Here is an 11,827-nt window from a genome sequence, read left to right on the forward strand (position 1 = left end):
ACGTTTAACTCGATGCTCGTGCTGAAAACGCCCGGCGGCGATGTCGGCACCTCGATTCCGGCGCCTGTTCGGGCGTGTCGGGTTCCAGATGGCGGCAAGCCTAGCGAGTCACGAACAGCACATTTTCAGGCGTTCAGGTCAGCCCTCGATAGGAAAATCGACCGCCCCTGACGATTTTCGAGTTCACAAAGCCGTGTGAAAGGCTTCCCCGGGGGAAGCTGCGCCGTCGGCGCGTTCGCGCCGAGCAACAGCTTGAAATCAATGGTGATATTCTGATTTTTCCGATCGTTTTGACGGCGTTTCAGCCCTGCAATCTGTTGCCTCATGGCAACGGCCGCGGAGGCAATCCGGTCGGCCTGGTTTTTAAATTAATAGAAAATGATCAATTGGTGTTACCATCCGTAACAAAAGAAAAAAGGTTTGGGCGGGATCGTGATTCGGGTCGGTAGACCATCGCAAGAGTCAGTACCGGAAAAAACACCTCGCGATGCCGCACGGCCATCGCTTCTGACGCCGGTATCGTCGATGCGCAGCTTCTGGGGGCTGATGCGGGCCTACTGGGTCTCGGACCGCTGGAAGGAAGCCTGGACACTGACGCTGGTGATCGCGCTGCTCACGGCGCTGTCCAGCAAGGCTGGCGTCTGGTTCGCCGTGGCCTCCGGTGAGCTGGTCAACTCGATCGCCTTCTTCCACGACGCCGCCAACACCACGCCGCTTCGCACGCTGCTGGTCAATGCCGGCATACTCGTGCTGCTGGTTGTGCTCAAGGACGCCGGCTTTACCGGCATCCGCAATCTGGTCTCGGCGACATTGCACCGCAAATGGCGCGGCTGGCTGGACAGCCGCTTCAACGAAGCGTTGCTGGACACCAATCATACGCATTTCCACGCCCAGCATGCCTCGACCGGCAGCGGCGCACCGGCGCCCGACAACATCGACCAGCGTGTCCAAGAATCCATCAAGGACATGACCGGTGGCGCCATCGGCCTCGCCATGGGCGTGCTGGGTGTCGCCACCTCGCTCTATTTCGTCGGCCAGAAGCTGCTCGAAACCTCGGTCGAGGTGAAGGGGCTGGAGTTCCTCGGCAGCTATGGCAGTGCCGTCCTCGCCTTCCTGGCGGTCGCCACCTATGTGCCGCTGAACACATGGATCGCGGTCAAGCTCGGCGGCCTGCTCGAGCGCCTCAACGTCAGGATGCAGCAAGCGGAAGGCAGCTACCGCGGTGAGCTGACGACGTTCCTGCGCCGCAGTTTCCATGTCGCGGCGTCGCAGGGCGAAGGCGTGCAGAGGACCATGCATGGCCGGCTCTATGTCGATATCGACGGCACCTGGACGCGCCTGAACATCGTCAACACCGTCTACATGTCGTTCGAACTGATCTACAATTTCATCGGCGCCCGCATTGTCGCCTATGGGCCGGGCCTGGTGCCGTTCATCCACAACGGCCTCGACCTCAAGGGCTACATAACCGGCTCCGAGCTGGTCAATTCTCTGATTGGCCAATGTTCGTGGTTCATCCACGTCATGCCGGCCATCGCCACGCTGCGTGCCAACAGCCAGCGCGTTACCGAGCTCGCCAACGCGATCGAGAATGTCCAGCACCCGCGGGAGTTCTACAGCCAGACCGGCCGTTCCGACTTCCGCTACGCCAGCCAGAACCCGGTTTTCGGCCTGACCATCCAGAAGCTCGAACTGGCGCATCAGGGCGAGGACGCGACGCCCTTCCTCAGCGCCGCCAATTTGCGCTTCCGGCGCGGCGAATGGACGTTCCTGAAAGGCGAATCCGGTTGCGGCAAGACCTCGCTGATCAAGGCGATCAACGGCCTGTGGCCCTATGGCCACGGCACAATCGTCTTCCCCGAGGGCGTGAAGAGCTTCTATGCCGCCCAGGAGGTCAAGCTGCAGCAAGTGTCGCTGAAACAGCTGGTCTGTCTGCCGGGCTCCGAGCACGACCATGGCGATGCGCAAGTCGCGGCGGCGCTGTACAAGGCCGGGCTTGGCGACTTCATCTCGCATCTTGCCGACGAAAGCCGCGAAGGCAAAAGCTGGGATCAGGTCCTGTCAGGTGGCCAGAAACAGAAGCTGGTGGTGGCTCGCATCGTGCTGCAGCAGCCGGGGCTGCTGTTCCTCGACGAGGCGACCGGGGCGCTCGACCCGGAGGGCAAGGTCGCCTTCCACCAGGCCATCAAGGACAACTGTCCCGATGTTACGGTGATCAGCGTCATGCACGAGGCTGTTGCGCCGAGGTCGCTGACCGGCAGCGAGTTCTATCACAGCATCGTCGCGATCGCCGACGGCGTCGCCACCAAGAAGCCCCTGGTTCCGACCCTGCCTGTCGAACTCACCACCATTCTGGCCCAGCCAAGGCCGGTCGAGGACAAATGGCTGCGCTTCTCACGCCGGCTGAAGCAGAAATAACGATGCTTTCACCGTGACTTGCCGGATCGCGCGGCAGCCGGCGATCACAGTCTCGCGATTGAAGCCATTCGGCACCGTTTTCCGTCTTGCCGCGATTGACTCGGCAAGGCGCGCTCCTATGTTGCGCCGGCTTGCAGATAGTCAAACGCGCACCCGCAAGTGGAAAGGTCACCGCGCCATGCCTGGCGACAGTATTAGTCGAACGCAACCGCCGTCCGCCTAGACGTGACCTCGATGGTTCATGTCCTGCCGGACGGCAAGGAGTGAGCCATGAACGAATTAGTCCCTGTGGCGAGCGACGAAGCCGTAGCAATCGCCCGTATCCTTGCCAACGATCACGTCGCCGACATTGTCGAGGCCCTGAACAGGGCGCCGCGAGAAATCGCGACGGAACTGCTCTGTGAAGTGACGTTCGAGCGGCTGGTCGAGATCTTCGACCAGCCGGAACTCGACGGCGCGTCCGAACTCATGGAGGCGCTGCCGCGCGGCAAGGCGGGCAAGCTGCTCACCGCGATGTCGGAAGACCGCGCCGCCGACATCCTGCGCGAACTTGAGGAGCCGGCCCGTTCCGAGCTGCTCGGCGGGCTTGCGCCACCGCTGCGCGCCACGCTGCTTGCCATTCTGGGTTATCCCGAAGGCAGCGCCGCATCGATCATGACGACGGAGTTCGTCAGCGTGCCCTCGGACTGGACCGTGGGCCGCACGCTCGACTACATTCGCAAGGTCGAGCGGACGCGCGAAACCGTCTACGCGATTTATATCGTCGATCCGGAAACGCACCTTCTGGTGCGGTCGACCGGCCTGCGCCGGCTGATCACCGGTGAACCGGACGACTCGATCATGACGGTGGCGCCGGATCGTGTCCCGGTGACGGTCACACCGCTGACCGATCGCGAAACCCTGGCGCAGACGATCTCGAAATACGATCTGCTCGCCGTCCCGGTCGTCGACCACGGCAAGATCCTCGGCATCGTCACCATCGACGACATTATCGACGCGATGATCGAGGAGACGACGGAAGACGTGCATCGTTTTGGCGGCATGGAAGCCCTGGACGAGCCGTATATGAAGATGAGCTTCCTCGCCATGATCAGGAAGCGGGGCGGCTGGCTGTGCGCGCTGTTCATCAGCGAGATGCTGACGGCCAATGCGATGCAGAGCTACGAGAGCGAGCTGGAAAAGGCGATCGTGCTGACGCTGTTCATCCCGCTGATCATGAGCTCGGGCGGCAATTCCGGTTCGCAGGCGACCTCGCTGGTCATCCGGGCTATGGCGCTGCGCGAGATCGGGCTTCGCGACTGGTGGCGGGTGGCGCTGCGCGAGCTGCCCACCGGCCTCGTACTCGGCGCCATGCTCGGCGTGGTCGGCATCTGCCGCATCGCGCTCTGGCAATACATGGGCTTCTATGACTATGGGCCGCATTGGCCGCTGATCGCCACGACGGTCGGCGTGACGCTGGTCGGCATCGTCACCTTCGGCTCGCTGTCGGGCTCGATGCTGCCGTTCGCCTTGAAACGTATCGGCTTCGACCCGGCCAGCGCATCGGCCCCGTTCGTCGCCACATTGGTCGATGTCACCGGGCTGGTGATCTATTTCTCGGTGGCGCTGGTGATCCTGCGCGGCACGCTGCTGTAGCATGCGGAATCCCCATCGCGGCAACGGGGCGCCGCAATGGCTCTTCCTCAAGCGCATTGCTTCAATCCACGCGCTGGCCGTCCTTCACGCGGTAAGTCGGCTTGTACATGGTGACCAGCTCTTCCGCCGCTGTCGGGTGCACTGCCATCGTGCGATCAAAGTCGTCCTTGGTCAGCCCGGCCTTCAGCGGAATGCCCAGAAGCTGTGCCATCTCGCCGGCATCCGGCCCCAGTATGTGCGCGCCGAGCACCTTTTTCGACGTGCCGTCGACGACCAGCTTCACTAGCATCTTCTCGTCGCGGCCGGACAGCGTGTGGCGCATCGGTCGGAATGTCGCGCGGTAGATCTCGATGTCCGGGAAGCGCTTGGCGGCATCATCCTCCGACAGGCCGACCGTGCCGATTTCGGGCTGTGAAAAGACGGCGGTCGCAATCGTATCGTGGTCGGGCGCCGTCGGATTTCCCTTGATGGCTGTTTCGATGAAACACATCGCCTCGTGGATCGCCACAGGCGTCAGCTGGACGCGATTGGTGACGTCGCCGATCGCCCAGATGTTGTCGATGTTGGTGCGCGAGTATTTGTCGACCGCGATCGCACCGGTCTTGGTCATCTCCAGGCCGATGCCTTCCAGACCCATATTCTCGGTGTTTGGAATGCGGCCAATGGCCAGCATCACCTGGTCGACCGTCAGCACCTTGCCGCCGGTGACGAGGGCGTCGAGCCGGCCGTCCGGCCGCTTGCGGACCCATTCCGACACGGAATGGCAAAGGATTTTTATCCCCTTCTTTTCCATCGTCTCGTGCAGCATGCGCCGCAGGTCCATGTCGAACCGACTGAGGATCTCCTTGCCGCGGTAGACCAGCGTGGTGTCGACGCCGAGGCCATGGAAGATGTTGGCGAATTCGACGGCGATGTAGCCGCCGCCTTCGATCATGATCGCCTTGGGCAATTGCTTGAGATCGAAAGCCTCGTTGGAAAAGATGCAATGTTCATGGCCGGGCAGCGCCGGATGCGCCGCCGGGCGGCCGCCGGTGGCGATCAGGATCTGGTCGGCAGTAACGGTGCGATCCTCGCCCAGGAGATGCACGACATGCGGATCGACGACCATGGCGCGCGAGTGAAAGGTCTCGCCGCCGGCGCCCTCGACATTCCTTTTGTAGATCGACTCCAGCCTGCTGATCTCTCGGTCCTTGTTGGCGACCAGCGTCTGCCAGTCGAAACTGGCCTCCGGCACCGTCCAGCCGTAACCGGCGGCATCGGCAAAATGCTCCGGAAATTGCGAGGCATAGACATAGAGCTTTTTCGGGACGCAGCCTCTGATAACGCAGGTGCCGCCATAGCGGTATTCCTCGGCGATGCCGACGCGCTTGCCCAGTGCCGCCGCGACGCGCGCCGCCCTCACCCCGCCCGAGCCGCCGCCGATGACGAAAAGATCGTAGTCGTAACCGGCCATGTAGCGGCTCCCCAAGCTTCAGAAATCCACAGACAGGTAGGCCGCAAAGCGTCAAAAGAAAAGCCCGGACAAGCCGGGCTTCATCGATGGCCGCTAGAGCATGGTCCCGAAAAGTGGAATCCGGTTTTCTCGGACAAACGGAAACCGTTTGTCCAGAGATCATGCTCAAACAAAGAGCTAGAGCCCGGCCCGATTCCATCGGGATGGAACAGGCTCTAGCCCGTTTGAAAACGCAGGATCAGTTCTGCGTGTCGTCTGCTGGGGCCGAACCATCGGCGGGCGCGGCGCCGTCCGCCGGGGCGGCTCCGTCCGTAGGCGCCGTGGCATCGGCAGGCGCAGGCGCTGCCGGCGCATTTGCCTTGGCGGACGCGGCCAGCGTTTCGCCGACCTGCTGGGCGAGATCGCGGGCAAGGCCGTTCTGCCAGATGTCGGCTGCCTTGACCAGTTCGCGGGTCACCGTCGGGCCGCTGTCGAGCAGCTTCTTGCCCGAATCGGAATTGTAGAAGGCGGCGATATCGGTCAGTTCCTTTTCGGAGAACACTTTTGCATAGGCGAGTGCGGCTTCCTTTTCGAGGTCGGCGCGGCGCGAGGCCAGCGCCAGCGCCTTGTCGTTGATGGTCTTGCCGATCAGCTCCTGCATGTCCGGGTTCTTCTGGATGAGCTGCGATTCGAGCGCGGCTGCCGCCTGCGGCAGGATGCTGTCGAACGGGTCGGTCGCGTGGATCGCCGCGACCGCGGCGCGGGCGGCCTTCAGGTGCGAGTCCGTGACATCCTGCGAAAACGCCGGCGAAGAGAAGGCGAAAACGACTGAGGCCGCCAGAAAGATGGAAAGGCTGCGAACCCGGTTATGCAACATCATGATCGATAGAACTCCCTGGTTTTCGGGCGGCATGGACAGTTTGGATACCGTCGCCGCCGGCGATGATGGCCGCTGACGCCAGCCCGATGAAAAGACCATGCTCGACCACGCCCGGAATGGCGTGGAGAGCATTCGAAAGCGCTCTTGTATCCGGAATGCGGCCAAAAGATGCATCGAGGATAAAATGGCCGCCGTCTGTAACAAAAGCCTGCCCCCCCGTCATCCTCAATATGACCGGACCTGAAAGGCCGAGTTCTTCGGCCGCGTGGCCGATCGCGATTTCGGTTGCGCGCAAGCCGAACTGGTTGACTTCGATCGGCAGCGGAAACCGGCCGAGCGTGTCGACCATCTTCGACCGGTCGGCAATGACGATCATGCGCTGGGAAGCCGCCGCAACGATCTTCTCGCGCAACAGCGCGCCGCCGCCGCCCTTGATCAAGGTCAGCGCCGGATCGACCTCGTCGGCGCCGTCGATGGTGAGATCGAGCTCGGGCGTTTCCTCCAGCGTCGACAGCGGCACGCCAAGCTCGCGGCAGAGCGAAGCGGTGCGCTCCGAAGTCGGCACGCCGATGATGGTCATGCCGGTGGCGACCTTGTCGGCAAGCAGCCGCACGAACTCTTCGGCGGTGGTGCCCGAGCCGATGCCAAGCCGCATGCCGTCGCTCACATGGGCGAGCGCCGCGCGTGCGGCTTCAACCTTCAATTGTCTTGCATCCATGCCGCTTGCTACCCCGGAAACTGCTGAGGGCTCCTAGCATTTTTGCCGGTCTGGTCAAAGCCCTTGGCCGCGATCTCGCCCGCCGGCTTGCACTCACGAGCTTGCCCAGCCGCTTGCCTTGACGCGCCGCAGCCTTTATCGCCTGCCACTTGTACAAACCTGCGCAGGACAGACCATGACCCGACCGATCATCGTGTTCGACCTCGACGGTACGCTGATCGATACGGCGCCGGACCTGCTCGACAGCCTGAACCACAGCCTTGCCGCCAGCGAGATCGCGGCGGTCGACGAAACCGGCTTCAGGCGCTTCGTCGGTCACGGCGGCCGCGTGATGATTGAGCGGGCGCACGCAGCCCAGCAGCGATCCCTTGATGTCGAGGAGCACGACCGGCTGCTCAAGCTTTTCCTCGATCACTACACAGACAACATCCCCGGCAAGTCGCGCCCCTACCCCGGTGTCGTCGAGGCGATCGCGCGCTTCGAGAAGGCCGGCTATCTCCTGGCCATCTGCACCAACAAATACGAAGCCAACTCGCTGGCGCTGATCGAGGCGCTCGGCCTGACGAAGCATTTCGCGGCAATCGCCGGACAGGACACATTCGCCTTCCGCAAGCCCGATCCGCGCCATCTCATTGAAACCATCAAGCTGGCCGGCGGCGACCCGCACCGCGCCCTGATGGTCGGCGATTCGCAAACCGACATCGACACCGCCAAAGCCGCCGGCATTCCGGTGGTGGCGGTCGATTTCGGCTACACCGACCGCCATGTGCGCGAATTCGAACCCTCGGCGGTGATCTCGCATTTCGACGCGCTGACGCTCGATCTGGCGCAGAAGCTGATTGCCGCCGCAGGGTAGTAACGGAAAGCAGCCGGCGCCACGTCGGAGACACGTGCCAAAGGAAGGCAAATCGATCCTTGTCGGAACGCAGGACACTGCCTTGACTTCCCGCACCTGCCTCCCTTATATCGCGGCTCGCTTGGCCTTCGGGCAACGAGCGGGCGATTAGCTCAGCGGGAGAGCACACCCTTCACACGGGTGGGGTCGCAGGTTCAATCCCTGCATCGCCCACCATTTACTTCCCTGAATACCAGACACCTAACAACAACAGCTTGCCCCTTCCCCGCCAAGTTCTTCTGGGCGAAATTCAAGTGTGACCCGCAAGATCGGATGGCATCTGCCGGCTAAGGCTGGGAAAAGGTGATAATTGGCGGGAACAGCCGCAAGAAGCCCGGAAAACAAGGGCTTTGCGGGCGAAATGGCGGGGCCGGAACGGCGGAGAGCCAGATACCGGCCGCGCAACTTCACTTGGCACCAAACCTGCCAAACCGGCCATCCCGGCGCAACTTCACATGGCACCAAACCAGGCCGTAAAGCCGCATAAGACCGGCATTTCAGGGGTTTTAACGCCAATCCCAAGGTGGGAACTCACCTCCCACCTTGGATGTGAGGAAAATCAACGACTTAGCAATTTGAGGTGGGAACTGACCGAAATGGTCGACTTTGCCCCCGGTTCACTCCGGAAGGCACTGCCCATTGAAGGCGATGGATTTGTAAGGTGGCAGATATACAAAGTGCTGGAAGCCGACATAGCCGCCGAAACCATTCTTGCCGTTGAACTCGCCGCAGACCACGTCGTAGTCACTGCCTGATAATTTTGCCATCCTGAGCCGGCGCAACTGAAGCGAAGTCGGATCGGTGAGACGTTCGGCGAAGGCATCCCTAATACCCAGCATCAGTTCCGGTCCTATCGCGACTGCAGTGGTGTCTACGACTTCCTGGGCGAAGGACCTATCCAACGACCCGAACAACAATGCCGTCGTCGTGAACAAACCCAGGCCGGCAGCCGCCAATGATACAGACCTCGTCATAACTTCCCCCTTGAAAAACCAGTGAATACATTCACCGGTTGTGAACCATTGCTGGATCAATCGACAGTACCGCCTCAGGCCAACAACGCAGCGACGGTCGGGCAGTAGTATGATGCGAAAATCCACGCTTTTACGACCATCAAGCCGAACGTTTGCCGGTACCGGGAGCGGCGGCCGCTTCATGCAATTCCTTTCGTATTCGGTTTTCGAGCCACGGCATCAACGCCTTCGCTTCGTTGACGTCCCCAGGTTCCTCCATTCGCTCGATCAGGTCCGGGTAGTAGCGAGCAATCTCCGACACCAGTGAAACGCCGGGCAGCTTCACCTTCGCGTCGCGGTAGCTCGCTGCGATGGTATCACCCACTAGTTTTATGATCTCGCCGATCGTCTCGACCACCTGCGTCGATCTTGTATTCGGCGATGGCACGTCCAACCCAAATAGCCAATCGATGCTAACTCCGTAAGTTGCAGCGATGTGCCCGGCAACGTCCAACGGCGGAAGGTTTCTGCCCGTTAGATAGTTCTTCATCGTCGTGTACTTCACGCCGCATCGCCGTGCGAACTCGGCATCCGAGGCGTCGCCCTGCAAGACCCTCAAGCGCTCCAAAAATCTGGTGGTCATAGCACCATTACCCAAATCCGTAGATTTTTACGCATTTGCGTTGACTCCTACGCAATTATGGAGCTATGCCTTGTTCGCGGCCCGATTTGCCGGGCCACCTTTGTACCGCGTCGATCAACAAAAAGCGGCCTGCTCCAACAGTCCGCCTCAAGTCAGGAAGTCCTATGGCCAGAAAGAAGTGGAACCGGCACCTGATCCTCGCCGAGCTGCGCAGCAGGGGCATGACCCTGGCGAAGCTGGCGGAAATCTCCGGCATCAGCCCTCATTCCGTCCGGCACATCTGGAACCGGCCCAACCAAAAGGCCGAAAGCGCCATCGCCGATTTTCTCGACATACCCGCCGAGGAACTCTTCGAAGACCGCTATCCCAAACGAACCGCCACCATCCTCTCTAGCAGATGGGACGATGCCGTCGCGAGTCCGAATTCTCCGCGCGCCGTGAGGGACGCGGCATGAGCGGCGGTTCGCCGCTGATCGAGCGCATGATCGAGGCTGCTAGCCGCGACCGCGCTTTCGAGCAAAGTGCGCCGACTGCCGTCGAGCGCCAGCCAGACGTTCCGACAGGTTCGTCCCAATCAGATGAACCCTGCCTCGCATCTCCTCGTCAGGAATATCCGGAAGGTGAGCGTTGATGTGCTCGCTCGAATATTCACCATCAAGGTGTCGGCGAAATGCCGGACTAGCGCCTATGCGCTCAGCCAGAAGCGTCTCTATCAACATCTCGAGTGCCCCGACGCGCGTGGCCAGCACCGCGACACGCGTTTTCAGGAATTCAATCTCCTGCTCCATCGGTGCCTCTCAGGTCATGTGTGAGGTTTCGGTAGGTTCCGGGCTGCGTTGCCTCGCGGCCCGGAACCGAATTGCCCGGCGACCTAGCCCGGAATTGTGCGGCGCCACCAGAGCAAATCGCAGCGCTGTTTTTGACATGGGAGGCCGCTCCTGATGGCCGATCTGTCAAAACCCGCCGTCATTTCTGACATTGACATCGCGCTGGTGGACGTCGCAGACGGCCGGCGCCGCCTCGACCCGGCCTGGGTCAAAACGCTATCCGACCTGTTCGCCAGCCAAGGGCAGCTCTCGCCCATAGAGGTCGTCGACGCTGATGGCCGCTTCAAACTTGTCTTCGGCGGTCACCGCCTGGAGGCAGCCAAGCTGGTCGGATGGACCAAGATCGCGGCGGTCGTCAAGGATACCGCCGCCTTTGCCGGCGCGGCGGAAATCATGCTGCGCGAGATCACCGAGAACATCGCCCGGCGCGACCTTTCGGCGCTTGACCGGTCGGTCGATGTCGCCCGCTGGCGCGAGCTTTTTGAGGCGGCGAAGGGAACCGTAAGACGCGGCCGGCCGTCGAAATTGTCGCAAGTTGCGACAATTTCCGATGACGTTGTCGACCGGTTTGCGGCGAGCTTCTCGGAGACGGCTCGTAAAGTGCTTGGGATGAACCGCGACGCGATTTCGCGTGCGATGCGCATTGCCTCGATCCCGGCCAGCGTCCGCGACGAAATCTCCCTTCGTCCAATAGCCGACAACCAGTCGGACCTACTGCTTCTCGCGGCTATCGACGATATCGGGCGGCAGGCGGCCATTGGAGTGGTGATCGGCAGCCAGCAGGCAACAACATTCGCCGAAGCCATCGCCATCCTCGACCGCGCACCGAAGCCACGTCCGGAGCCGAAATGGCAGAAGCTCGCCCAGGACTTCTCAAAGATGAAGGATGGCGAACAGGACCGGTTCTTCGAGCTGCATGAAGCAGCCATTCGGCGGTGGCTGAAAGGGCGCGCCTCCTGATGAGCCGTCGCCGCGACCAGCTGACCGCAGACTTGTTCCGGGACTACCGGCCGGAACCGGTTGTCGAGCGGTTCGACGCGGCTGCGGTGCAGGCCTGGTCGCCGGAGGCCCGGCTCTCCAAGGCCGTGGCGCTGACCATGGATGAAGCCGGCATGTCGCGCGACGAAATCGCTGCGGCGATGTCGGCGGCACTCAAGGCGACAGTCTCGAAGGCGACGCTGGACGGATACGCCAGCCAGGCGCGCGAGCAGCATTCGATTTCGGCCGTGCGCCTCGCCGCCCTGATCGAGGTGACCGGCGACGCCCGAGCACTCAACGTCCTTCTCGAACACTCGGGGCTGATCGTCGTCCCGCAAAAATACGAAGCGCTCCTGCGTCGCGAAAAGGCTCGCGAACTCAAGGACCGCGCCGAGCGTGAAGAACAGGCGGCCGACGCAGAGTGGAAAGCAAAACGATGAAAGGCTTT

General features: G+C 61.8%; 13 protein-coding genes and 1 tRNA gene. 7 read left to right on the top strand and 7 right to left on the bottom strand.

Annotation, left to right across the window (positions count from 1 at the left end; all coding sequences use genetic code 11):
* Nucleotides 1-125: 125 nt before the first annotated feature.
* On the bottom strand, nucleotides 126-326 hold the full coding sequence (locus tag BPNPMPFG_RS04275; RefSeq protein WP_258593375.1) for a hypothetical protein: 201 nt from the start codon (nucleotides 324-326) through the stop codon (nucleotides 126-128).
* 199 nt (nucleotides 327-525) lie between these two features.
* Here BPNPMPFG_RS04275 and BPNPMPFG_RS04280 point away from each other — a divergent pair, with 199 nt between their 5' ends.
* Both BPNPMPFG_RS04280 and mgtE read left to right on the top strand, forming a co-directional pair.
* Nucleotides 526-2,418 (top strand): ABC transporter ATP-binding protein/permease, encoded by a 1,893-nt coding sequence (locus BPNPMPFG_RS04280; protein ID WP_258593376.1) that lies wholly within the window; start codon nucleotides 526-528, stop codon nucleotides 2,416-2,418.
* Nucleotides 2,419-2,688: 270 nt separating this feature from the next.
* Entirely contained in the window at nucleotides 2,689-4,053 is a 1,365-nt protein-coding gene (gene mgtE / locus BPNPMPFG_RS04285) for a magnesium transporter (protein ID WP_258593377.1), read from the top strand.
* A 61-nt stretch (nucleotides 4,054-4,114) separates the two neighbouring features.
* Here the strand turns inward: mgtE and gor are convergent, their stop codons facing one another.
* The 3 genes from gor to rpiA form a co-directional block, all read right to left on the bottom strand.
* A complete protein-coding gene (gene gor, locus BPNPMPFG_RS04290) occupies nucleotides 4,115-5,506 on the bottom strand; it encodes a glutathione-disulfide reductase (protein WP_258593378.1) in 1,392 nt (463 codons plus the stop codon).
* A gap of 238 nt (nucleotides 5,507-5,744) precedes the next feature.
* Complete coding sequence (locus tag BPNPMPFG_RS04295; RefSeq protein WP_258593379.1) at nucleotides 5,745-6,365, bottom strand: DUF2059 domain-containing protein; 621 nt, start codon at nucleotides 6,363-6,365, stop codon at nucleotides 5,745-5,747.
* The gene (gene rpiA, locus BPNPMPFG_RS04300) at nucleotides 6,352-7,083 is read right to left on the bottom strand and encodes a ribose-5-phosphate isomerase RpiA (protein WP_258593380.1); all 732 of its coding nucleotides are present in this window, start codon (nucleotides 7,081-7,083) and stop codon (nucleotides 6,352-6,354) included. The genes BPNPMPFG_RS04295 and rpiA overlap by 14 nt, the downstream gene beginning before the upstream one ends.
* Nucleotides 7,084-7,258: 175 nt before the next feature.
* On the opposite strand from rpiA, the gene BPNPMPFG_RS04305 reads away from it, so the two are divergent.
* Both BPNPMPFG_RS04305 and BPNPMPFG_RS04310 read left to right on the top strand, forming a co-directional pair.
* Nucleotides 7,259-7,939, top strand: a complete 681-nt coding sequence (locus BPNPMPFG_RS04305) for a phosphoglycolate phosphatase (RefSeq protein WP_258593381.1) — start codon at nucleotides 7,259-7,261, stop codon at nucleotides 7,937-7,939.
* 141 nt (nucleotides 7,940-8,080) lie between these two features.
* A tRNA-Val gene (locus tag BPNPMPFG_RS04310) sits at nucleotides 8,081-8,155 on the top strand.
* A 440-nt stretch (nucleotides 8,156-8,595) separates the two neighbouring features.
* Here the strand turns inward: BPNPMPFG_RS04310 and BPNPMPFG_RS04315 are convergent.
* Nucleotides 8,596-8,934 carry a hypothetical protein gene (locus BPNPMPFG_RS04315; RefSeq protein WP_258593382.1) on the bottom strand — a complete coding sequence of 113 codons (339 nt, stop codon included), beginning with the start codon at nucleotides 8,932-8,934 and terminating at the stop codon, nucleotides 8,596-8,598.
* Nucleotides 8,935-9,091: 157 nt separating this feature from the next.
* Nucleotides 9,092-9,574, bottom strand: a complete 483-nt coding sequence (locus tag BPNPMPFG_RS04320; RefSeq protein WP_258593383.1) for a helix-turn-helix domain-containing protein — start codon at nucleotides 9,572-9,574, stop codon at nucleotides 9,092-9,094.
* A gap of 164 nt (nucleotides 9,575-9,738) precedes the next feature.
* Here BPNPMPFG_RS04320 and BPNPMPFG_RS04325 point away from each other — a divergent pair, with 164 nt between their 5' ends.
* Entirely contained in the window at nucleotides 9,739-10,029 is a 291-nt protein-coding gene (locus BPNPMPFG_RS04325; protein ID WP_258593384.1) for a helix-turn-helix domain-containing protein, read from the top strand.
* Between the two features lie 39 nt (nucleotides 10,030-10,068).
* On the opposite strand, the gene BPNPMPFG_RS04330 is transcribed toward BPNPMPFG_RS04325, so the two are convergent.
* The gene (locus tag BPNPMPFG_RS04330; protein ID WP_258593385.1) at nucleotides 10,069-10,362 is read right to left on the bottom strand and encodes a hypothetical protein; all 294 of its coding nucleotides are present in this window, start codon (nucleotides 10,360-10,362) and stop codon (nucleotides 10,069-10,071) included.
* A 153-nt stretch (nucleotides 10,363-10,515) separates the two neighbouring features.
* Between BPNPMPFG_RS04330 and BPNPMPFG_RS04335 the strand changes: the two genes are divergently transcribed.
* Both BPNPMPFG_RS04335 and BPNPMPFG_RS04340 read left to right on the top strand, forming a co-directional pair.
* Nucleotides 10,516-11,361, top strand: coding sequence for a ParB/RepB/Spo0J family partition protein (locus BPNPMPFG_RS04335; protein ID WP_258593386.1), 846 nt, complete (start codon nucleotides 10,516-10,518; stop codon nucleotides 11,359-11,361).
* Nucleotides 11,361-11,819: a hypothetical protein gene (locus BPNPMPFG_RS04340; RefSeq protein ID WP_258593387.1), complete on the top strand. Its 459-nt coding sequence runs from the start codon at nucleotides 11,361-11,363 to the stop codon at nucleotides 11,817-11,819. Before BPNPMPFG_RS04335 ends, BPNPMPFG_RS04340 begins: the two co-directional genes overlap by 1 nt.
* The last annotated feature ends 8 nt before the right edge of the window (nucleotides 11,820-11,827 follow it).

It is taken from the genome of Mesorhizobium sp. AR07, from assembly GCF_024746815.1.
Classification (GTDB): domain Bacteria; phylum Pseudomonadota; class Alphaproteobacteria; order Rhizobiales; family Rhizobiaceae; genus Mesorhizobium.